The organism is Wujia sp. (assembly GCF_056872695.1).
In genome coordinates this window covers 65417-88631 of sequence record NZ_DBMFCD010000004.1, presented here as the reverse complement: position 1 = coordinate 88631, position 23215 = coordinate 65417, and the positions used below count along the sequence as shown (strand labels likewise).

At 45.7% G+C, this 23215-nt stretch carries 16 protein-coding genes; 15 read left to right on the top strand and 1 reads right to left on the bottom strand.

What is annotated here, in order from left to right:
* The first annotated feature begins 3 nt into the window (after positions 1-3).
* From gltS to ACZQK9_RS05505, 7 genes are all read left to right on the top strand, one after another.
* Positions 4-1191, top strand: coding sequence for a sodium/glutamate symporter (gene gltS / locus ACZQK9_RS05535; protein ID WP_178017889.1), 1188 nt, complete (start codon positions 4-6; stop codon positions 1189-1191).
* 66 nt (positions 1192-1257) lie between these two features.
* Entirely contained in the window at positions 1258-2547 is a 1290-nt protein-coding gene (locus ACZQK9_RS05530; RefSeq protein WP_483269908.1) for a M20 metallopeptidase family protein, read from the top strand.
* A gap of 104 nt (positions 2548-2651) precedes the next feature.
* Positions 2652-3143 carry a GNAT family N-acetyltransferase gene (locus ACZQK9_RS05525; protein WP_483269907.1) on the top strand — a complete coding sequence of 164 codons (492 nt, stop codon included), beginning with the start codon at positions 2652-2654 and terminating at the stop codon, positions 3141-3143.
* A 334-nt stretch (positions 3144-3477) separates the two neighbouring features.
* On the top strand, positions 3478-4695 hold the full coding sequence (gene mgtE, locus ACZQK9_RS05520) for a magnesium transporter (protein WP_178017891.1): 1218 nt from the start codon (positions 3478-3480) through the stop codon (positions 4693-4695).
* A 325-nt stretch (positions 4696-5020) separates the two neighbouring features.
* Positions 5021-5491, top strand: coding sequence for a MarR family winged helix-turn-helix transcriptional regulator (locus ACZQK9_RS05515; protein ID WP_178017892.1), 471 nt, complete (start codon positions 5021-5023; stop codon positions 5489-5491).
* 274 nt (positions 5492-5765) lie between these two features.
* Positions 5766-7553 (top strand): ABC transporter ATP-binding protein, encoded by a 1788-nt coding sequence (locus ACZQK9_RS05510; protein WP_483269906.1) that lies wholly within the window; start codon positions 5766-5768, stop codon positions 7551-7553.
* Positions 7546-9429 carry an ABC transporter ATP-binding protein gene (locus tag ACZQK9_RS05505; RefSeq protein ID WP_483269905.1) on the top strand — a complete coding sequence of 628 codons (1884 nt, stop codon included), beginning with the start codon at positions 7546-7548 and terminating at the stop codon, positions 9427-9429. The genes ACZQK9_RS05510 and ACZQK9_RS05505 overlap by 8 nt, the downstream gene beginning before the upstream one ends.
* A 69-nt stretch (positions 9430-9498) precedes the next feature.
* Here ACZQK9_RS05505 and ACZQK9_RS05500 read toward each other — a convergent pair whose 3' ends face one another.
* Complete coding sequence (locus ACZQK9_RS05500) at positions 9499-10605, bottom strand: SLC13 family permease (RefSeq protein WP_483269904.1); 1107 nt, start codon at positions 10603-10605, stop codon at positions 9499-9501.
* Positions 10606-11021: 416 nt separating this feature from the next.
* Between ACZQK9_RS05500 and ACZQK9_RS05495 the strand changes: the two genes are divergently transcribed.
* The 8 genes from ACZQK9_RS05495 to nrdD all read left to right on the top strand — a co-directional run bounded on the left by ACZQK9_RS05495 (position 11022) and on the right by nrdD (position 22839).
* On the top strand, positions 11022-11957 hold the full coding sequence (locus ACZQK9_RS05495) for a hypothetical protein (protein WP_483269903.1): 936 nt from the start codon (positions 11022-11024) through the stop codon (positions 11955-11957).
* Between the two features lie 303 nt (positions 11958-12260).
* On the top strand, positions 12261-12755 hold the full coding sequence (locus tag ACZQK9_RS05490) for a DUF2798 domain-containing protein (RefSeq protein WP_216506084.1): 495 nt from the start codon (positions 12261-12263) through the stop codon (positions 12753-12755).
* A 162-nt stretch (positions 12756-12917) separates the two neighbouring features.
* The gene (locus tag ACZQK9_RS05485; RefSeq protein ID WP_216506086.1) at positions 12918-14315 is read left to right on the top strand and encodes a uracil-xanthine permease family protein; all 1398 of its coding nucleotides are present in this window, start codon (positions 12918-12920) and stop codon (positions 14313-14315) included.
* Between the two features lie 44 nt (positions 14316-14359).
* Complete coding sequence (gene upp / locus ACZQK9_RS05480) at positions 14360-15004, top strand: uracil phosphoribosyltransferase (RefSeq protein WP_178017898.1); 645 nt, start codon at positions 14360-14362, stop codon at positions 15002-15004.
* A 221-nt stretch (positions 15005-15225) separates the two neighbouring features.
* A complete protein-coding gene (pdxS, locus tag ACZQK9_RS05475) occupies positions 15226-16101 on the top strand; it encodes a pyridoxal 5'-phosphate synthase lyase subunit PdxS (protein WP_021986400.1) in 876 nt (291 codons plus the stop codon).
* Position 16102: 1 nt separating this feature from the next.
* On the top strand, positions 16103-16672 hold the full coding sequence (gene pdxT / locus ACZQK9_RS05470; RefSeq protein ID WP_483269902.1) for a pyridoxal 5'-phosphate synthase glutaminase subunit PdxT: 570 nt from the start codon (positions 16103-16105) through the stop codon (positions 16670-16672).
* A gap of 382 nt (positions 16673-17054) precedes the next feature.
* A complete protein-coding gene (gene carB / locus ACZQK9_RS05465) occupies positions 17055-20273 on the top strand; it encodes a carbamoyl-phosphate synthase large subunit (RefSeq protein ID WP_483269901.1) in 3219 nt (1072 codons plus the stop codon).
* A gap of 379 nt (positions 20274-20652) precedes the next feature.
* A complete protein-coding gene (nrdD, locus tag ACZQK9_RS05460; protein WP_483269900.1) occupies positions 20653-22839 on the top strand; it encodes an anaerobic ribonucleoside-triphosphate reductase in 2187 nt (728 codons plus the stop codon).
* Positions 22840-23215: the final 376 nt, after the last annotated feature.

Here is a 23215-nt window from a genome sequence, read left to right as displayed (position 1 = left end):
TACATGGAAATACAAATTGATATGTATCAGACATTGGCACTTTCAGTTGTGGTGCTGATGCTTGGACAATTCTTAAAACAGAAAATAAATTTCCTGGAAAAATTCTGTATTCCATCTCCGGTGGTTGGCGGTTTGATCTTCTCGGTACTGACCTGTATTTTATATAGCACAGGGGTGGTGGAATTTACATTTGATGATACGCTTCGGGAAGTCTGTATGGTATTCTTCTTTACATCGGTGGGATTCCAGGCGAATCTGAAGGTGCTAAAGAGTGGAGGAAAGGCACTTGCGATCTTCCTTGGATTAGTCATTGCCCTGATTTTTATGCAGAACTTACTGGCAGTCGGCGTGTCACATCTGATTGGGCTTGACTCGTTAGTCGGACTTTGTACCGGTTCGATTCCGATGGTCGGCGGACACGGAACAGCAGGCGCATTTGGCCCGGTGCTTGAGGATTTTAATGTGCAGGGGGCAACGACAATCTGTACGGCAGCGGCAACCTTCGGTCTGGTGGCAGGAAGCCTGATTGGCGGACCGATCGGGAAACGTCTGATTGAGAAGAAGCATTTGCTCGATACGATCGTGACAGAGGATGACAGCCTGCTGGTCGAGGAAGAAAAGAAGCATGAGAGACATTCGAATATGTATGCTGCGGCTGTATTTCAGCTGATTCTGGCAGTCGGACTCGGCACGATCATCTCTGAACTCCTGACGAAGACGGGGCTTACATTTCCGATCTATATCGGAGCCATGATTGTCGCGGCAATCATTCGAAATGTCGGCGAGTATTCCGGGAAATTTGACATCTATATGGGCGAGATCAACAACCTGGGTGGTATCTGTCTGTCACTTTTCCTTGGAATTGCGATGATCACATTGAAGCTGTGGCAGCTCGCGGAGCTTGCATTACCGCTTATGATATTGCTTGGGGCGCAGCTTCTGCTTATATTCCTGTACACATATTTTGTAGTATTCCGTGTGATGGGAAAGGATTACGACGCGGCAGTGCTTGCGGCCGGAACATGCGGATTCGGTATGGGTGCGACACCGAATGCAATGGCGAATATGCAGGTGCTTTGTGACCGCTATGCGCCATCGGTCAAGGCGTATCTGCTTGTACCGTTGATCGGAAGTTTGTTTGCGGACTTCATTAACAGTCTGGTGATTACGTTGTTCATCAATATTATATAGTGTAGTGAGACGAATATTTGGAAGGAATCCTTATCTTGAAATGGAGATACAGGTTGGAGGAATCGCATGAAGGACAAGAAAGAGAAGAAAAAAACGAAATTTAATCTCGCATTTGATAATCTGGCAATTCCGGAAGTGCATATTGGAGGAACTGTGCATGGTCAAGGAAATGTGGAACATAAGCATCCGGATGCGGACGGAGAGCCGGAGGATGAAGTTGTAATATTTGCGGATGTTGCAATTCCGGAGGTCCATATCACAAGATATAAAGAGCTTTCTGATATGATTCACAGTCTGCGGAAGAAGCTCCACGAGAATCCGGAGCCTTCCATGCAGGAAGAAAAGACCCGGCATATATTGCAGGAATTTATAAAACGCCATACAACGTTTGAGGTTGTGGATAAAGGCGTGTGGTTTTATGCCGTGAAGAAAGCGGAGAAGGAAAGCGGGAAAGCACCGATTGCGTTCCGGGCGGATATGGATGCGGTATGTGGAAAGGATGGAAAACCGGGACACTACTGCGGACATGATGGGCATAGCAGTATTCTGTGTGGCGTAGCACTGTATCTTTCAAAGCGGGAAGAATTGCCAGACCGTGATGTATATCTGATCTTCCAGCCGGGCGAGGAGATTGGCGCGGGCGCGAAGATCTGCAAGGAACTGCTGGCGGAAAAGCAGATCGGAGAGATCTATGGTTTGCACAATATTCCCGGCTATCCGAAGAATCAGGTATTGCTTCGCAAGGGAACATTTGCATGTGCATCGACCGGGCTTTCGATTCGAATGACCGGAACACCAAGCCATGCGGCATACCCGGAAGCAGGCAGGAATCCGGCTATTCCGATGGCAAAGCTTCTGCTTGAGATCGAGCGGATTACGAAGGAGATGCAGGCGAGGGGCGATTTCGTGCGTATGACAGTGATCGGGGCGGATGTTGGCAGTACAAACTATGGCGTATCAGCGTTTGAAGGCACGTTGCGGCTCACGGTGCGTGCAGAGAAAGAAGATGCATTTGACGCGTATGTGAATGAGATCAAATCTCTGGCTGCGACACTTGCAGAAGAAAATCAGCTTACTATAGCCATAGAGGAGATTGAGCGGTTTCCTGCAACGGAGAATCACGATGCAAATGTAGATAAGCTGCGCGCGTGTGCAGAAAAATTACAATTCCCTGTGACAGAGCTTGCACAGCCGATGCGTTGGTCGGAGGATTTTGGATATTATCTGCAGGAAGTACCGGGGGCATTCTTCGGTGTGGGCGATGGCGAAGACCATGCACAGCTTCATACAGCGGAGTATGAATTCCCGGATGAGATTATGAAGACCGCGGTTGCAATGCTTGTGGGACTGATATAGGAACAGTTGATAATTGAAGATATAAAATAAAGAGATTTACTTTGTATGACAACGCAGGTCAAATGATTGTCGAAGATAAATTCTAATGAAAGAAGAATAAAACCATGAATATCGAAGTAAGAGCATATACAGACGATGACATCGAGGCAATGGTGACGATTTGGAACCAGGTTGTCGAAGATGGCGTGGCATTTCCGCAGGAGGAATGTCTGACACCGGAGTCAGGAACAGCATTTTTCGCAGAGCAGACATATTGCGGAGTCGCGGAGGATATGGACACAGGCAGAATCTACGGCATGTATATCCTGCATCCAAACAATGTAGGACGATGCGGACACATCTGCAATGCCAGCTATGCGGTCGACCGGGAATCGAGAGGATTGCATATCGGCGAGAAGCTGGTGTCTGACTGTCTGGCGCAGGGCAAGACACATGGTTACCGTGTCTTACAGTTCAATGCGGTTGTCGCAAGTAATGTGCATGCACGACACCTGTATGAGCGGCTTGGATTTAAACAGCTTGGCACGATACCGGGTGGCTTCCGCATGAATGATGGGAGTTATGAAGATATCTGCCCATATTATCATGAACTGTAAAATTGTTAAAAGCTTGTAAACTTGGTTGACGAACCAGGGAAAATGGGATAGACTACATCACAGGTCGAGTAGAATCATGACGAAATATGGTTTAGGCAGATCTGGCAGTGATAAAACTGCGAATAGAATAAAAATTATGGAGGTGAGACTATGGACGGTTGCGATAGTACGAGTCGAGCGATACGCGGTGGAAGACATATGGATATACGAACGCAGTTGGGATATAGTCTCATTTTATTTATGACGATATAACTGCGTTTAGTTTTCTGTTGTCTGAACCACCGTATGAAAGACGGTGGTATTTTTATGCCCCGGAACAAGGAGGTAGAAGACAATGAAGAAATGGATGAAAAGAAAGAATTACACAGCGCAGTCAAAGAAGCATTTGCGGGATAAGAATCTGCAGGAGGCAGCAAAGGTACTCTCCCTGATGGAGGTCGATGATGCGGTCGATGTCCTAGACGAGGTCGATGATGCAACGAAAAAGCAGGTTGTGGATATGCTCCCGGAGGATGCCGGAAATGATATCCAGATGATCCTCTCCTACGAGGAAGACGAGATGGGTAGTCGTATGACGACGAACTATATTGCCATCCACAGAGGCATAGATATCCGGCAGGCAATGCGCGAGCTGGTTTCACAGGCAGGTGAAAATGATAATATCGGAACGGTCTATGTATTAGACGAATCCGATAAATACTATGGCGCGATTGACCTGAAGGATCTGATCGTCGCCAGAGAAAATGATACACTGGAATCTATCATCAATACGACGTATCCATTTGTGACCGATCATGAGAAAATCGAGGATTGTATTGACGAACTGGTGGATTACGCAGAGGATTCCATCCCGGTTTTATCTAAGACAAAGGAATTGCTCGGTGTTATCACCGCACAGGATGTTGTAGAGGCTGTCGATGATGAGATGGGCGAGGATTACGCAAAACTCGCTGGTTTGACAGACGAGGAGGATTTGAGAGAAACTACAAAGGAAAGCATGAAGAAACGATTGCCATGGCTGATCATCTTATTGTTCCTTGGCATGGGTGTGTCTTCCGTTGTAGGAGCTTTTGAAGCGGTTGTTGCTGTGCTTCCGATCGTGATGTGCTTCCAGTCGTTGATTCTGGACATGGCAGGGAATGTTGGAACACAGTCGCTGGCGGTTACGATTCGTGTATTGATGGATGAGAACCTGACTGGTAAGCAGAAGCTGCATCTCGTATGGAAGGAGATGAAGGTCGGTTTTGTAAATGGCTTGCTGCTCGGCTCTCTGGCATTTGTATTTATCGGCATCTATATCGCCTGCTTCAAGCACAATGCATGGCTGCACGCATTCCTGATTTCCGGTTGCGTAGGAGTATCATTGATGGTTGCCATGGTGATTTCGAGTCTGGTCGGAACCTTGATCCCGATTTTCTTCCACAAGATCAAGATTGATCCGGCAGTTGCATCCGGACCACTGATCACAACGGTCAATGACCTTGTAGCAGTCGTAACGTACTATGGACTGGCATGGTTGTTCTTGATCCAGATCATGCAGATCGTTTCGTAGGGAAGCTGTGAGGGAACTGGATTTGGGAGTTTGTATGCTTTTATTACAAGACGTCAAATAGTCAAATAAATGAAAAAAATAAAAAGTGAATTGCTTGAAATATATTTCATGCATGTTAAAATATAGTTCGGTTGTGAATTGTTTGGTTGCGAACAATTTATAACCGGACTTTTTTATCTAATAAAATGAGGATGATAGGGATATCATTTGAAAATGAAATTAGAGATTATATAGATCTGTTATATGCGGATTAAACAGGCTGTATGGCGCGGACAATCTGTTACAATACAGAGCGATGGGAAGATACTACTAAAGGAGGGAATTTATGGACGATTGGAAACATGATCATCCGGGAAACCAGATTATCATATTATCAAATCAGGTGAAGCATTATCTGCATCAGGCAGCGGAAGTGGAAGGCATCAGTGGTTCGCAGAGCCGGATCCTGCATTACATTTCCGAGTTCAGTAAGAAGACGGAAGTATATCAGAAGGATGTGGAAGAATTCTTCTATCTGCGTCGGTCTACCGTTACCCAGACGTTACAGACGATGGAGAAGAATGGACTCATTAAGCGTTCCAGCGTTGCCAGAGATGCACGTCTGAAGAAACTGGAACTGACCGGAGCGGGGCAGGCACTCGAAGCAAAAATCCATACACGTGTGATGCAGATGGAGCAGCGTTTGAGCGACTGCTTATCTGAGGAAGAGATCACACAGTTTTTATCAATTACAGATAAGCTTGGAGCCGAATTGACAAGACTTGGAGCACCAGAAATCAAGCAAGCCTGTAAGTAACCACAAGGTCACTTGGCTTGCTTTCCTATGATATATTTGCAAAACGAGACATTGTGTAGATAGAGTTGTACATAAATAACATTTCATATGCAGACCATTGGAGCACATCAGCACTTAACGGACAGACAGCAATTCGCAGAATTGATGTTCTGTGAGTTTAGTGTCTGCTATGTGCGGAAGTGAGCGAGAGCGCGTCTGCATAGAAATGTATATTTTGTACAACTCGTTATAGAAATCTACACGTTTTGCACAGAAGCATAAGAAAGGAGACAACATGTTAAAGACGTTAGGAAAACAAATCAAAGAATTCAAAGCCGCGTCCATCGCAACCCCACTGTTCATGCTGTTGGAAGTTCTGATGGAAACACTCGTCCCATTCCTGATGGCATCCATCATTGACGATGGTGTCAACGTGCCGGGCGGTGACATTCATCATATCTGCGTAGTCGGTGCATGGATGATCGTGGCAGCGGCAGTCGGACTGTTTGCGGGACTTATGGGAGGTCGTTATGGTGCGTATGCATCTGCCGGGTTCGCGAAGAATCTGCGGCAGGCGATGTATTATAATATCCAGACATTCTCATTTACAAACATTGACAAGTACAGCACCGCCGGACTGGTGACTCGTATGACGACCGATGTGACGAATGTGCAGAACTCCTACATGATGCTCCTGCGTATGGGTATGCGCGCTCCGGCGAGCATGATCTGCGCGATGGTAGCCGCATTTTTGATCAATGCAAGAATCGCAAGCATTTACCTGGTTGCAGTTATTTTGCTGGCACTCGTATTACAGTTCATTATCCGCAAGGCAAATAAATATTTCAATATTGTATTTGAAAAGTACGATGACTTAAATGCCAGCGTGCAGGAGAATGTATCTGCAATCCGAGTCGTTAAGGCATATGTCCGCGAGGAGTATGAGACAAATAAATTCGCACAGGCAAGCGCGAAGCTTTACAACATGTTTGTGCGGGCAGAGAGCATCATCGCCTGCAATATGCCGGTCATGATGTTCACGGTGTATAGCTGCATCCTGTTGATCAGCTGGGTCGGTGCGCATATGATCGTGAGTGATATGCTTACCACAGGCAACTTGATGAGTCTGCTTGCATACTGCATGAATATCCTGATGAGCCTGATGATGCTTTCGATGGTATTCGTTATGATCAGTATGAGTATGGCGAGCGCGAGACGTATCGCAGAGGTTATCAACGAGGATACGACCTTGAAGAATCCGGAGCAGCCGGATATGGAAGTAGCGGACGGAAGCGTGGAGTTCGATCATGTATATTTCCGTTACAAGGAGTCGGCGAAGGATTTCGTATTGAAGGATATCAATGTAGCGATTAAATCGGGTGAGACGATCGGCATCATCGGTGGAACCGGTAGCGCGAAGACGAGCCTTGTCAGCCTGATCAGCCGTCTGTATGATGTGTCGAAGGGCAGTGTCAGAGTTGGCGGCAAAGATGTCCGGGAATACGACATGGAGACACTTCGAAATGAAGTTGCCGTTGTATTGCAGAAGAATACATTGTTTAGTGGAACAATCTACGAGAACCTCCGATGGGGTGACAAGGATGCCACCGACGAGATGTGCAAACGTGCGTGTGAGCTTGCCTGCGCCGATGAATTCATCGAGAAGATGCCGGATGGCTACAATACATATATCGAGCAGGGTGGTTCGAATGTGTCCGGTGGACAGAAGCAGCGTCTGTGTATTGCGCGTGCGCTATTGAAGAATCCGAAGATCCTGATCTTAGATGATTCGACAAGTGCGGTTGATACGGCGACGGATGCGAAGATCCGTGCGGCATTCGCAACCGAGATTCCAACCACAACGAAGATTATCATTGCACAGCGTATCTCCAGTGTGGAGCATGCCGACCGGATCATCGTCATGAACGAGGGTGAAATCAACGGTATTGGAACGCATGAAGAGCTGCTTGCCGGAAATGATATTTACCGCGAGGTATATGAGTCACAAAACGGTGCCGGCGCCAATGCTGATTTTGATGATGAGGCGCCTGTTGCGACGAAGGAGGTGAATCAGCATGCGTAATCAAAGAGGAAAAGGACCGGAGAATCCGGGCAAGCTTCTCAAGAGATTGATGGGAATGCTGATGAAGCATTATGGCGCAGCGATTATTATCGTTGCAATCTGTATCATCATCAACGTTCTTGCAAATGTACAGGGAACGATGTTCATGCAGCGGTTGATCGACGACTATATCACACCGCTGTTAAAGAGTGAGACGAAGAATTACACACCATTGCTCCATGCAATCGGACGTGTCGCATGCTTCTATGGGATCGGAATTATTGCTTCGTATTCCTATAACCGAATCATGGTTAATGTCACACAGGGAATGCTGAAAACATTCCGTGATGCGATGTTCACGAAGATGGAGCAGCTTCCAATCAAATATTTCGACACCCATGCGCACGGCGATATCATGTCCATGTATACAAATGATACCGATACGTTGCGACAGATGATCAGCCAGTCGATGCCACAGCTTTTCAATAGTGCGATTACGATTATCAGTACGACCGTCTGTATGTTTATGCTGAATATTCCGCTTACGGCACTGACATTTTTCATGGTTGGCATCATGCTGGTGCTGACAAGAAAAATCGGTGGTCTATCCGCGAAGCATTTCATTGCACAGCAGAAAGATATCGGTACGGTCAATGGTTATATCGAGGAGATGATGCAGGGACAGCGCGTAGTCAAGGTGTTCTGTCACGAAGAGGAGAGCAAGGAAGCATTTGACAAGCTGAACAATGCTTTGTGCGAGAGCTCCTACAAGGCGAATAACTATTCGAATATTTTAGGACCGATCAATGCACAGCTTGGAAATATCAGCTATGTGCTCTGTGCGATTGTCGGTGGTATGCTGGCGATTGGAAATGTAGGCGGATTCACGTTGGGCGGACTGGCGAGTTTCCTGACCTTCAACAAGAACTTCAACATGCCGATCAACCAGATCAGTATGCAGATTAATGCAATCGTAATGGCACTTGCCGGAGCGGAGCGAATCTTCAATCTACTGGATGAGGAGCCGGAAGTGGACGAGGGCTATGTCGAGCTGGTCAATGCAAAGCGTGAAAATGGACAGCTTGTACCAAGTGAGAAGCGTACCGGACTCTGGGCGTGGGCGCACAAGCATACAAATGGCGATCCAACCACATATGTGAAGCTGAAAGGTGACGTCGTATTTGACGACGTGGACTTCGGATATACCGATGATAAGATTGTGCTGCACAATGTTTCGATGTTTGCACAGCCGGGACAAAAGCTTGCGTTCGTCGGTTCGACCGGTGCCGGAAAGACAACGATCACGAATCTGATCAATCGGTTCTACGATATTCAGGATGGAAAGATCCGGTATGATGGCATTAATATTAACAAAATCAAGAAGGCCGATCTGCGAAGATCGCTCGGTATCGTATTGCAGGATACGCATCTGTTCAGCATGAGCGTGCGGGAGAATATCCGTTATGGACGGCTTGATGCGACAGACGAAGAGGTCGAGGCAGCTGCAAAGCTTGCAAATGCCGATGGATTTATCCGTCGTCTGCCACAGGGTTATGATACCATTCTGACTGGCGACGGCGCAAACTTAAGTCAGGGACAGCGGCAGCTTCTCGCCATTGCGCGGGCGGCAATCGCCGATCCACCGGCGCTTATCTTAGATGAAGCGACAAGCTCGATCGATACACGAACCGAGCGTCTGGTACAGGATGGTATGGACAAGCTGATGCATGGAAGAACGACATTTGTAATTGCACATCGGTTGTCCACGATCCAAAACAGCGACTGTATCATGGTACTCGAACAGGGACGAATCATTGAACGTGGAACGCACGAAGAACTGCTTGAAAAGAAGGGCAGATATTACCAGTTGTATACCGGAAATGCAGTGCTGGCGTAGGAATATTAACAGTCATGGGCTTTGTGCTCATGGCTGTTTTTTGAGCATTGTTTTTAGTGATGTGTTAACTTATAGAATCGCATACAATCCCATCAATCCAGCCAGAAACACCATATTGACAATCGTAAACCACAGAAAATATTTCCCCTTTTTGCCCGGATATTCCCGGGCAATTTGCTTGTAGGAGATCAGGCTTGCCATGGATGCGATGAGCGTGCCAAGTCCGCCAAGGTTGGTACCGATGATTAGTGCCTTGTAATTCGTTGTAAATCCCGACAGCAAAAGGGCAGTTGGCACGTTGCTGATGATCTGGCTGGCACCGATTGCAATGTATGTTTCCCGTCCGGTAATGATGCTTTCAAGGAAGGACTGGAAAGCAGGCACGCGCTCCATATTTCCGATGAATACGAAAAATCCAATAAATGTGCCGAGCAGTGCGTAGTCCACGTGAAGCAGAGTTTTTCGCGATACAAGCAGGAACAGTACAAGAATAATCGCGAACAGGATGCGGATGTCCAGAAGTTTGGCGACATTCAACAGGCACAGCACAAATGCGATGCTGTAAAGGATGATTTGCCTTTTCGGAAGTTTAACTGCATGGTCGTTCCGATCGATTACAATGGCATGCTGTTTGATGAAGAACATGGAAATCAGGATTCCAAGCAGCGAAGCAATCGTGTAAGGGAGCATAATTTCCACGAATGTACCGAGGGACATGCCGGATTTCGCATATAGATACAAGTTCTGTGGATTCCCCATCGGCATAAGCATACTTCCGAGGTTTGCAGCGATTGTCTGCATCACAACGACCGGGATGATCAGATGTTCCTTCTCCGACATGGAAAGCACAATGATTGCAAACGGCACAAAGGTGATCAGTGAGACATCGTTTGTGATAAACATGCTGAACACAAATGGAAGCAACACCAGTACAAGAAATAATTGTCTTGTTGTATGAACGTGTGCAAGCAGTGCATTTCCGATCGTGCGGAACAGACCGGTTTCCTTGAATCCAGCCATAACAGCCATTAGGCAGAACAGGAGTGTGATGGAATGCCAGTCGATGTAGGAGATGTATTTTCTGTCCGGATGGACGAGGAACATGGAGAGGATGGCGAGCACGAGGCTTACCATTAGGATGGTTTCTCTTTTTATAAATACAAGTATTTTCTTCATAATGTATCTCGATTCTATAAGTTTATGGTCATTATAATCTGTCACCACGCGGAAGCGTGATGACCTGCGCACGCATCAGCGTGCTACATTATATCACGTAGTCGTGAAAATTAAAGAGAAAGTAGAAAGAAAAAGTACATTAATGAATATAAAATCAATATAAAATCATGTTGAGCATTTTTAAAAAAGTCCTTGACATGTTGAGTTCGATTATGCTAGGCTACTACCAAATCATAAGTTTCATATAGTAGCTTTTAGACAGTTGCTTTCTACGAATAGTCAAATTATTGATTCTTGAACATTCATGCTTTTAAATTCAATTCATTTAATTTAAGATGCAGGGGTATTCAGGGAAGGTAGTTTAAGTCTGTGTTTGCCGATGGATTTCTCCTGCGCAAGCCAAAGGAGGACGAAATATGGCAAACAGAGAGTACAAAAGTGATGTGTTTAGTATGTTGTTGGAGGACAGAGCGCGAGCGTTGGATGTCTACAATGCGATGGCGGGAACGGCGTACACGGATCCGGAGATTATTGAGGTTCATACGCTGGAAAGCGGTGTATCACTGACCGTGCACAATGATGCATCGTTTGTGGTGAGCATGGATTCGGTGCTGAATATCTACGAGCACCAGTCGACGTATAACCCGAACATGCCACTTCAGAAACTGATTTATTTTGTGACAATCATCAAGAAGCTGGTCGAAAACAGATATCTGCTCAGTCACAAGTTGGTGAAGATACCGACACCGAAGTTCGCAGTGTTCTACAATGGAGAAAAAACGAGACCGGAACGAGAAGTGCTGAAATTGTCCGATGCATATGAAAACCAGTCGGACGAACCGCAGTTAGAGCTGATATGTACCGTGTATAACATCAATCCGGGAAATAATGAGGATTTGAAGAAGCGGAGCCAGACACTGCGGGAGTATATGATATTTGTTGGATATGTAAATGAGAATCTTGCAAAGGCAAAAAAGGGCGACAAGGATTATGCGACCGCAATCAAAGATGCGGTGAGCCGCTGTATTGCAGAAGATATCCTGAAGGATTTTTTGCTGGAACGCGGAGAGGATGTGCAGAAAATTATGATGTTTGATCTGACATACGAAAAACAGATGGAGAATGCGAAACGGGAATGGTACAATGATGGTGCGAAAGAAGGTGCAATTCATCAATTAGCTTCTTTCATTGTAAAAAAGGTGAAGAAAAATAAAACGCTTGAGGAAATCGCTGATGAGCTCGAAGAATCAATCGAAACTATCCAGCCAATATATGATATTGTGAACAAACATGCACCGAAATACGATGTAGATGCGATTACTGCAGAGGTATTAGAAGTACGGAATAAATAGCTATGAATAAGTGAGGACAGGATAGTTGATCAAAGGTCAACTGTCCTGTTTTTGCAAATGTGAAGATATGCATAGAAAAAACACCTTGACACCACAAAATCCATTTGATAAAATGAGCAATGTGGCGGCTGTGCTTGCACAAGCCGGCATATTGCGAAAACACACATGGAGCCGTTAGGCGACATGATATAATCCACACTCGGAAAAGAAAATAGAAGGTAAATATTGGAAACGCACATTCTCTTTGGAATGATAACGAACAACACAGTCTGTTAAAAATTATCATTTTAAGGAGGTTTTTTTATGCCAAAAACAAAGTTTCAAGAGGTTATTTTCACGATTATGATGGTGTTCGTCATGGTGTATGCGATGATCTGCTACAACATTGCACTGAACATCGGAGGAATGAGCAGCGAAGTGTTCCTGTCCGCATTCCATGAGCTTGTCATCATGGGACCGATTGCATTTGTGCTTGATTTCTTTTTTGTCGGTACAATTGCGAAGAAGAAAGCGTTGAAGATCGTGAACCCGGAGAAGGAAAATCCGTTCCATCTCGTTCTTGCAATCTCATTTATCTCAGTCGCATTTATGTGTCCGCTTATGAGTCTGGCAGCAACCATTTTATTTAAGCATGCGGGAAATCAGTTTATTGCCGTCTGGTTACAGACATGTGCATTTAATTTCCCGATGGCACTGTGCTGGCAGATATTTTATGCGGGACCACTTGTACGTTTCCTGTTCCGCCTGATCTTCCGCGAGAAGCAGAAAGAGGGAAATATGCAGAAAGCATTTGAATAACGAATGATAGAATACAGAAAAAGGCTGCGTCAGGCAGCCTTTTTTTCGCTTATGATTCCATAAAAATCCTTTTGATTTCTTGTTGCAAAATCTCCCCTGCTCGTGCATAATAGAATACAAATAAATTCTCTTAACGATGAGAGAGGGAAAGAGGTAAAAACTATGAGCGACACAAATGATGGAGCAGTCAGAGACGCGAAAAAGCTTGGATTACCGAAGGTTTTGATCTTGGGATTACAGCATATGTTTGCAATGTTTGGTGCAACTATTCTGGTCCCAATTTTAGTGTCCGGGTATTTTGCAGATGCATGTGGAGAGCCGTTGACCAGAGGACTTACCGTATCGGTAACACTGTTCTGCGCGGGATTTGGTACATTGCTTTTCCATGTATGTTCGAAGTTTAAGGTACCGGCATTTCTTGGATCTTCCTTTGCATTCTTAGGTGGATTTTCTACCGTAGCCAATCTGGATACCGGCAAATTCGCCGATATGGCAGCAAATGACAAGGTAGCTTATGCCTGTGGTGGCGTTGTGGTAGCCGGTGCACTATATTTGGTTATGGCTTTGATTATCAAGCTGGTTGGCGTAAACCGCGTGATGCGTTTCCTTCCACCAGTTGTAACCGGGCCGATCATTATCTGTATCGGACTTTCACTTGCACCGTCAGCCATCTCCAATGCCAGCACAAACTGGTGGCTTGCACTGATTGCGTTAGCGGTTATCATCATCTTCAATATTTGGGGTAAGGGTATGTTCAAGATTATCCCGATTCTGATGGGTGTTGTGATTTCTTACGTGGTAGCCGTGATCATGAATGCGGCAGGACTTACGAATCCAGATGGTAGTGCGATTATCGCATTTGAGTCGGTGAAATCAGCAAGCTTTTTCGGTGTACCACAGTTCCAGTTCGCGAAATTTGATCTCACAACGATTCTGGTTATGGCACCAATCGCGATCGCAGCGATGATGGAGCATGTAGGAGATATGTCAGCCATCTCAGCAACCGTTGGTAAGAACTTTATTCAGGATCCAGGTCTGCATCGTACATTGGTTGGTGATGGTCTTGCAACTGCATTCGCAGGTGCAATCGGTGGACCAGCGAATACAACATATGGCGAGAACACGGGGGTATTGGAGCTTTCCAAGGTGTACGATCCAATGGTTGTCCGTCTGGCAGCCGTATTTGCGATTATCCTGTCCTTCATTCCGAAGTTTGCAGCCGTGATCTCTACGATGCCATCCGCAATCATCGGTGGTGTATCCTTCATGTTATATGGTATGATTTCAGCCATCGGTGTGCGTAATGTCGTTGAGAACAGAGTAGATCTGACACGTTCCAGAAACCTGATTATCGCAGGTGTTATCTTTGTCTGCGGACTTGGTTTCTCAAATGGTATTACATTTACAATTGGGGAGACATCTATCACACTGACAGCACTTGCTATTGCAGCGATTGCTGGAATTCTGTTAAATGCGATTCTGCCGGGAAATGATTATCAGTTTGGTGCAAACCCAGATGGTGACCAGAGTCGTGGTGTCTTTGTAAAGTCTAAGGAATAAATATAATAACAAAAGCAAAAAACTAGAAAAAAGGAGATTACAAAATGGATTTTAAAAACGAAAAAAATATTACGATTTTTGAGCATCCGTTGATTCAGCATAAGATTTCGATTCTGCGTGACAAGAATACAGGAACCAATGAGTTCCGGAAGCTCGTAGAGGAGATTGCGATGCTTGAAGGATTTGAAGCACTTGGTGACCTGCCATTGCAGGATGTGGAGATTGAGACTCCGATCGAGAAATGTATGACTCCGATGATTTCCGGCCGTAAGCTCGCTATCGTTCCAATTCTTCGTGCAGGTCTTGGTATGGTGCCGGGCGTGCTTGCTCTTGTACCATCTGCAAAGGTTGGACATATCGGTATGTACCGGGATGAGGAGTCGCACATTCCACATGAGTATTACTGTAAGCTTCCGAATCCGATTGATGAGAGAATTATCGTGGTAACCGATCCGATGCTTGCAACTGGTGGCTCCGCCGTGGATGCGATCACACAGATTAAGGAACATGGTGGGAAGAAGATTAAGTTCATGTGTATCATTGCAGCACCGGAAGGTGTACAGAAGCTGCATGAGGCACATCCGGATGTGCAGATCTATGTGGGTCATCTGGATCGTGAGTTGAATGAGAATGCCTACATCTGTCCTGGGCTTGGCGATGCGGGCGACCGTATCTTCGGTACAAAATAACGGTAAAAACTGACTATAAGGTCATATAAGGTCAGATGTGTAAAACTAATTAAAAACAGTTCAAACTGACATTGTTAAAAGCATAGAGACTGGGTATTTCAATATATCCAGTTTCTGTGCTTTAATTATATCCGTAGTTTTCTTGTATGTATAATTTCAGATGTATATCTGCAAGAATATCAGGAAATTATGAAATAAAAGAGCAATCAGGAGGAACAATGATGAGCGAGAACAGATATGAATTGAATAAGAACCTTGCACAGATGTTAAAGGGTGGCGTTATCATGGACGTTACAACACCGGAGCAGGCAAGAATTGCACAGGAAGCAGGTGCATGTGCAGTTATGGCATTGGAGAGAATTCCGGCAGATATCCGTGCAGCCGGAGGTGTATCCCGTATGAGCGATCCGAAGATGATCAAGGGAATTCAGGAAGCCGTTACAATTCCGGTTATGGCAAAATGCCGTATCGGACATTTTGTAGAGGCACAGATCCTCGAAGCAATCGAGATTGACTATATCGATGAGAGTGAAGTTTTATCACCGGCTGATGATATTTACCATATTGATAAGACGAAGTTCAAGGTACCGTTTGTGTGTGGTGCACGTGATCTTGGCGAAGCACTTCGTCGTATCGAGGAAGGTGCATCTATGATCCGCACAAAGGGTGAGCCGGGAACCGGTGATGTTGTACAGGCCGTTCGTCATATGCGTGCGATGAACTCTGAGATCCGTCGTATCGTTGGTATGGCAGAGGATGAGATCTACGAAGCAGCAAAGCAGCTTCAGGTACCGGTTGAGCTTGTGCGTTACGTCCATGAGAACGGTAAGCTTCCGGTTGTTAACTTCGCAGCTGGCGGTGTTGCAACACCGGCCGATGCAGCACTTATGATGCAGCTTGGTGCAGAAGGTGTATTCGTTGGATCCGGTATCTTCAAGTCCGGAAATCCTGCAAAGCGTGCAGCTGCTATCGTTAAGGCTGTTACAAACTACCAGGATGCAAAGCTGATTGCAGAGCTCTCAGAAGATCTTGGCGAGGCTATGGTTGGAATCAATGAGTCCGAGATCGAGATTCTTATGGCAGAAAGAGGAAAGTAAGATGAAGATAGGAATATTGGCATTGCAGGGTGCATTTGCAGAGCATGAAGCATCCCTGGATAAATTACATATTCCACACTTCGAGATCCGTCAGGCAGACGACCTGCAGGACGATATGGATGGATTAATCATTCCGGGCGGTGAAAGTACAGTTATGGGAAAGCTTCTGAAGGAGCTTTCCCTGTATGAGCCACTCAAGGTGAAGATCGAAGCAGGTCTGCCGGTATTCGGTACCTGCGCCGGTTTGTTGCTTCTGGCAAAGGATATTGACGGCGAGGATGCACTTGGCTTCCGGACGATGAACATCGTAGCCCGCAGAAATGCTTACGGCAGACAGCTTGGCAGCTTCTTCGCAGAAGAAGAGTTCAAGGGAATCGGAACCGTCGGCATGACATTTATCCGCGCACCATATATCGAGCGTGTCGGTGACGGTGTTGACGTCTTAGCAACCTGCGACGGCAAGATCGTAGCTGCCCGTCAGGGAAAACAGCTTGTAACGGCATTCCATCCGGAACTCACCGAAGAGGTAAAGATTCATCAATATTTTGTGGATATGATTTCGGAAAACTAAGCAAAAATACGAAAGAACCCTCGAAACAAGGGTTCTTTTTTTGCCCACTATCTTTAATTGTAATTCCGCTTAACATCTAGTATAATTAAGTGATTTTGGATAAAAAAACGATTTATTTATATAAATTAGTTTTATTCAATGAGATTGCAAAACAATTATGATAGAGTATATTGAGTTATTCATAATTACCAATTCGTACGCAGACCATTGGAACACGTCGGCACTTAATGAACGGCAAACTTGTTTGACGTGAATTTAGTGTCCGCTACGTGTGGAAGTGAGCGAGAGCGCGTCTGCGTAGAATTGTGTATTATGGATAACTCATAGACAATTGTTTTGCAATCGGGTTAAATATATTACAATATTATACAAGGGGGCAAATATGAGCAAAAGAGAAGACATTAAAAAAGTTCTGATTATCGGTTCCGGTCCAATCATCATCGGTCAGGCATGTGAGTTTGACTATTCCGGCACGCAGGCATGCAAAGCTTTAAGACAGCTCGGCTACGAGATTATTCTGGTGAATTCCAATCCTGCAACAATTATGACAGATCCCGGTATTGCGGATGTGACATATATTGAGCCGTTAAATGTGACAAGACTGGAGCAGATTATTGCCAAGGAACGTCCGGACGCGATATTACCGAACCTCGGTGGTCAGTCGGGTCTTAATTTGTGTTCCGAGCTTGCTGCTGCAGGTGTACTTGACAAATATAATGTAAAGGTCATCGGCGTTCAGGTAGATGCAATCGAACGTGGCGAGGATCGAATTGAATTTAAGAAAACTATGAATAAACTGGGAATTGAGATGGCACGCAGTGAGGTTGCCTATTCTGTGGAAGAAGCACTTGCGATTGCAGATAAGCTTGGTTACCCAGTTGTTTTGCGTCCGGCCTATACAATGGGTGGTGCCGGTGGCGGACTTGTCTACAATGTAGAAGAATTAAAGACCGTCTGTGCGAGAGGCCTGCAGGCAAGTCTGGTAGGACAGGTGCTGGTTGAGGAGTCAATCCTTGGCTGGGAAGAGCTGGAGCTCGAGGTTGTCCGTGATGCAAAGGGTAACATGATTACGGTCTGCTTCATCGAGAATATTGACCCACTCGGTGTGCATACCGGAGATTCTTTCTGTTCGGCACCAATGCTTACAATCTCTGAGGAATGTCAGAAGCGTCTGCAGGAGCAGGCTTATAAGATTGTAGATGAAGTACAGGTTATCGGTGGAACAAACGTACAGTTTGCACATGATCCGGTGACAGACCGTATCATCGTAATTGAGATCAACCCTAGAACATCCCGTTCTTCTGCGCTTGCTTCCAAGGCGACAGGATTCCCGATTGCGCTTGTATCAGCGATGCTTGCAGCAGGGCTTACATTGGATGAGATTCCTTGTGGTGTACATGGAACCCTCGACAAGTATGTTCCGGGTGGCGATTATGTCGTAATCAAGTTCGCAAGATGGGCATTTGAGAAGTTCAAGGACGCACAGGATAAGCTTGGTACCCAGATGCGCGCTGTGGGCGAAGTCATGAGTATCGGTAAGAATTATAAAGAAGCATTCCAGAAGGCAATCCGAAGCTTGGAGATCGGCCGTTACGGACTCGGTTTTGCGAAGGATTTCCATGATAAGACAAAGGAAGAACTGCTTGTGATGCTGCGTGAGCCAACAAGCGAGAGACAGTTTATCATGTACGAGGCACTCCGGAAGGGTGCTACGGTTGAGGAATTATACAACCTGACGAAGATCAAGCATTACTTCATCGAGCAGATGAAGGAGCTTGTGGAAGAGGAAGAAGCTCTGCTTGAAAAGAAGGGTGAGACACTCGATAAGGAGACTATGGAGCAGGCGAAGAAGGATGGCTTCTCAGACCGTTACTTAAGCAAGCTGCTCGAAGTTCCGGAGGACGATATCCGCAATACGCGTCTTAGCTATGGTATTACCGAGAGCTGGGAGCCGGTACATGTAAGCGGAACCGAAGACCGCGCATATTATTATTCTACCTACAATGCACCGGATCATACGACAATTTCAAACAACAAGAAGATTATGATTCTTGGCGGTGGACCAAACCGTATCGGACAGGGTATCGAATTTGATTATTGTTGTGTACATGCAGCACTTGCACTAAAAGAGCTAGGATTTGAGACAATCATTGTAAACTGTAACCCGGAGACGGTTTCTACAGATTATGATACATCTGATAAATTGTATTTTGAGCCATTGACACTCGAAGATGTACTTTCTATCTACGAGAAGGAGCAGCCGGTGGGCGTGATCGCACAGTTCGGCGGACAGACACCACTGAATCTGGCAGCAGATTTAAAGAAGAATGGTGTGCGTATCCTTGGTACATCACCGGAAGTCATCGATATGGCAGAGGATCGTGATCTCTTCCGCGCAATGATGGAGAAGCTGGATATTCCGATGCCGGAAGCCGGTATGGCAACGAATGTTGAGGAAGCACTGGCAGTTGCGGAGAAGATCGGTTATCCGGTTATGGTTCGTCCTTCTTATGTCCTTGGTGGACGTGGCATGGAGGTTGTCAGCGAGCCGGAATCTTTGAAGAAATATATGGCAGCTGCAGTCGGTGTGACACCGGACCGTCCAATCCTGATTGACCGTTTCCTGCGTCATGCAACCGAGTGTGAGGCAGATGCGATTGCAGATGGTAAGCATGCATTTGTACCGGCAGTTATGGAACATATCGAGCTTGCAGGTGTTCATTCCGGTGATTCGGCATGTATTCTTCCATCCAGAGGAATTCCGCAGAAGCTCGTGGAGACGATTAAGGATTACACAAGAAAGATCGCAGAGGAAATGGGTGTCTGCGGTTTGATGAATATGCAGTACGCAATCGAGAACGACAAGGTGTATGTACTCGAGGCGAATCCGCGTGCATCCCGTACCGTACCATTGGTATCCAAGGTATGTGGCGTATCTATGGTGAAGATTGCAACGCAGATTATGACAAGTGAGCTGACTGGCAAGCCATCTCCGCTTCCGCAGATGAAGGAAGTAAAGCCGAAATACTATGGCGTGAAGGAAGCCGTGTTCCCATTCAACATGTTCCAGGAGGTTGACCCGGTATTAGGACCTGAGATGCGTTCGACCGGCGAGGTACTTGGGCTTTCCACGAATGTCGGCGAGGCATTCTACAAGGCACAGGAAGCAACCCAGACAAGACTTCCGAAGGAAGGCACGGTGCTTTTCTCTGTCAGCCGCAAGGATAAGCCGGAAGTTGTAGATATCGCGAAGACATTTGAAAAATGCGGATTCCATATCGTGGCAACAGGTACTACTTATGAGCTTCTGATCGCAAATGGCATCAAGGCAGACCGTATCAACAAGATGCAGGAGGGCAGACCGAACATCGTGGATGCTGTGATGAACGGCAAGATCCAGCTCATCATCAACACACCGGCAACACAGGAAGAGAAGGTGTTTGATGACAGTTATGTCCGCAAGACCGCGATCCGTGCAAAGGTTCCATATATGACCACGATGGCAGCTGCACGTGCAACCGCAGAGGGTATCGAAGCAGTCTTGAAATATGGTGAGATCGGTGTTATGTCATTGCAGGAGATTCATAAGGCAATCCAATAATCGACAAAAAAATGCGGTAAAATTCAAATAAAAAATGTATACTTGTATACATGAAAAAAGGAGGGTGTAAATTTAGATTTACATCTTCCTTTTTTGATGCGTCTGTATTATAATAGCATTTGTTCACTAAATGTAGTGTACAAATCGAATTAAATACACTATATTTAGTACAATAAGAAAACATAATATACATTCTGGTTATATCCATAGTATTCACGTTATACATTGTAAATAATTTAGAAATTGCTGCGTATGGTAGGAAAAGATTATGTCTGAGAAACATCATTCGCATTGTTTGGATGCAATGGAGATAAATGATTTACAATGCATCGTGCGAGTACGGAGTATATTGTATAGAAACATAAAAGAGGGAGTTATTATGGATGCAGTACACACAAATGTAATTAAGAGAAATGGCGAGGAAGTAAATTTTGATCTGGACAAAATCGTCAATGCAATCAATGCTGCAAACAAAGAGGTAGACCGGTTGCATCAGTTGAACGATTATCAGGTGCAGGCAATCGCCGATAACATTGCAAAACAGATCGAGATCATGACACATGCGATTCACGTAGAAGATATTCAGGATATGGTGGAGACGGGAATTATGGAGATGCGTGGATACGAGGTTGCCCAGAAGTATGTGCGTTACCGGTATAAGCGGGAACTTGCCAGAAAATCAAATACGACCGATAACGGAATCCTGGCTCTGATTGATCATATGAATGAGGAAGTCAATCAGGAGAATTCAAATAAGAATCCGGTCATTAATTCAACCCAGCGTGATTATATGGCAGGCGAGGTCAGCAAAGATTTGACGAAGCGTATGTTGCTTCCGAAAGAAATTGTGGAAGCACATGAGCAGGGAATCATCCATTTTCATGATTCGGATTATTTCGCACAGCGGGAACATAACTGCGACCTCGTGAATCTGGAGGATATGCTGCAGAACGGAACCGTTATCAGCGAGACAATGATTGAGAAGCCGCATAGCTTCTTCACTGCATGTAATGTCACAACACAGATCGTGGCGCAGGTAGCAAGTAACCAGTATGGCGGACAGTCCTTTACACTTTCCCATATCGCACCGTTTGTTGATGTGAGCCGGAAGAAGATCCGCGAGCAGGTAATCGAGGAGCGGAAGATGTGTGGCGAAGCACTTGACGAGGAAGTAATCAGCAAGATTACAGAGAGCCGTCTGCGTGCGGAGGTAAAAAGCGGAATCCAGACAATCCAGTACCAGCTTATTACCCTTATGACCTGTAACGGGCAGGCGCCGTTCGTTACAATGTTCATGTATCTTGATGAAGTCCCGGAAGGGCAGACGCGGGATGATCTTGCAATGATCATCGAGGAAGTGCTGCAGCAAAGAATCCAGGGTGTCAAGAACGAGAAGGGCATTTGGATTACACCTGCATTTCCGAAGCTTATTTATGTGCTTGACAAAGATAATATCACCGAGGATTCCAAGTATTGGTATCTGACCGAACTTGCTGCGAAATGCACCGCAAAGCGTATGGTGCCGGATTATATTTCTGCAAAGGTGATGCGCGAACTGAAGAATGGCGATGTCTATCCATGCATGGGCTGCCGGTCATTCCCGACATCCGAGGACAGCCAGCGGAATCCGGATGGTACAAGAAAATATTACGGACGATTCAATCAGGGTGTTGTCACGATTAACTTGGTTGATGTTGCTTGTTCCGCAGAGGGACACATGGATCGGTTCTGGGAGATTCTCGAATCCCGTCTGGAACTGTGTCACCGGGCACTTCGATGCAGACATGAGCGTCTGCTCGGAACGGTATCCGATGTGGCACCAATCCTGTGGCAACATGGTGCACTTGCGCGACTCAAGAAGGGTGAGACCATCGATAAATTACTGTTCAATGGATATTCAACAATCTCACTTGGCTATGCAGGACTTTGCGAGATGTGCGTGCGTATGACAGGCAAGACACATACTTCCCTGGAAGGCAAGAAGCTTGCACTCGAAGTGATGCAGAAATTAAATGATAAGTGTAAAGAGTGGAAGGAAGCAGAGAACATCAGCTATTCCGTCTATGGTACGCCGATGGAATCTACAACTTACAAATTCGCCAAGTGCTTACAGAAGCGGTTTGGAATCATCAAGGGTGTTACTGATAAAAACTACATTACGAACAGCTACCATATCCATGTAACCGAACCGGTCAATGCATTCGACAAGCTGAAATTCGAATCCGAGTTCCAGAAGCTTTCCCCGGGTGGTGCGATCAGCTACGTGGAAGTACCGAACCTGCAGGATAATGTGGAGGCGGTTATCTCCGTGATGAAATTTATCTATGATAACATTTTGTATGCGGAGTTAAATACGAAGAGCGACTACTGCGAGATCTGCGGTTATGACGGCGAGATCAAGATTGTGACCGACGAGAACGGCAAGCTTATCTGGGAGTGCCCGAATTGTGGCAACCGTGACCAGAACAACCTGTTTGTTGCCCGAAGAACCTGCGGCTACATCGGAACACAGTTCTGGAATCAGGGACGGACGCAGGAGATCAAAGACCGCGTACTTCACCTGTAAAAGAATATGAATAAACAAAGGCAGGCGCAGACGATTTCTTATGTTCCTGCCTTGCTTTTTGCAAAATAGCTCTTGCCTAAGCATCGCCAAGGTGCTAGTATGTATGAGTAATTGTCGAATAACAAAACACATAAATAGGTAATTGTGAATTGTTCGATGTGTATAACATATATTTCGTTTTGTTTCATGAAGATATACGATATGTTTGAAGCTTAGAAGTTCTTGATGTTCTGTAAATAGTAGTAGCCATGTTTGAACACGATGTTCAAACAAGCCGCCGCTGAGACATGGACGTCGAATCGGCGGCGGTGGCGTATAAAATTAAAATGTAAATCAGAACATTTAGAACTACTTAGCTTCAATACATTGTATATAG

Excerpts from the sequence above, each read along its gene's own strand:
- gltS (WP_178017889.1), top strand. The coding sequence starts at position 4 with ATGGAAATACAAATTGATATGTATCAGACATTGGCACTTTCAGTTGTG.
- ACZQK9_RS05530 (WP_483269908.1), top strand. The coding sequence starts at position 1,258 with ATGAAGGACAAGAAAGAGAAGAAAAAAACGAAATTTAATCTCGCATTT.
- ACZQK9_RS05525 (WP_483269907.1), top strand. The coding sequence starts at position 2,652 with ATGAATATCGAAGTAAGAGCATATACAGACGATGACATCGAGGCAATG.
- mgtE (WP_178017891.1), top strand. The coding sequence starts at position 3,478 with ATGAAGAAATGGATGAAAAGAAAGAATTACACAGCGCAGTCAAAGAAG.
- ACZQK9_RS05515 (WP_178017892.1), top strand. The coding sequence starts at position 5,021 with ATGGACGATTGGAAACATGATCATCCGGGAAACCAGATTATCATATTA.
- ACZQK9_RS05510 (WP_483269906.1), top strand. The coding sequence starts at position 5,766 with ATGTTAAAGACGTTAGGAAAACAAATCAAAGAATTCAAAGCCGCGTCC.
- ACZQK9_RS05505 (WP_483269905.1), top strand. The coding sequence starts at position 7,546 with ATGCGTAATCAAAGAGGAAAAGGACCGGAGAATCCGGGCAAGCTTCTC.
- ACZQK9_RS05500 (WP_483269904.1), bottom strand. The coding sequence starts at position 10,605 with ATGAAGAAAATACTTGTATTTATAAAAAGAGAAACCATCCTAATGGTA.
- ACZQK9_RS05495 (WP_483269903.1), top strand. The coding sequence starts at position 11,022 with ATGGCAAACAGAGAGTACAAAAGTGATGTGTTTAGTATGTTGTTGGAG.
- ACZQK9_RS05490 (WP_216506084.1), top strand. The coding sequence starts at position 12,261 with ATGCCAAAAACAAAGTTTCAAGAGGTTATTTTCACGATTATGATGGTG.
- ACZQK9_RS05485 (WP_216506086.1), top strand. The coding sequence starts at position 12,918 with ATGAGCGACACAAATGATGGAGCAGTCAGAGACGCGAAAAAGCTTGGA.
- upp (WP_178017898.1), top strand. The coding sequence starts at position 14,360 with ATGGATTTTAAAAACGAAAAAAATATTACGATTTTTGAGCATCCGTTG.
- pdxS (WP_021986400.1), top strand. The coding sequence starts at position 15,226 with ATGAGCGAGAACAGATATGAATTGAATAAGAACCTTGCACAGATGTTA.
- pdxT (WP_483269902.1), top strand. The coding sequence starts at position 16,103 with ATGAAGATAGGAATATTGGCATTGCAGGGTGCATTTGCAGAGCATGAA.
- carB (WP_483269901.1), top strand. The coding sequence starts at position 17,055 with ATGAGCAAAAGAGAAGACATTAAAAAAGTTCTGATTATCGGTTCCGGT.
- nrdD (WP_483269900.1), top strand. The coding sequence starts at position 20,653 with ATGGATGCAGTACACACAAATGTAATTAAGAGAAATGGCGAGGAAGTA.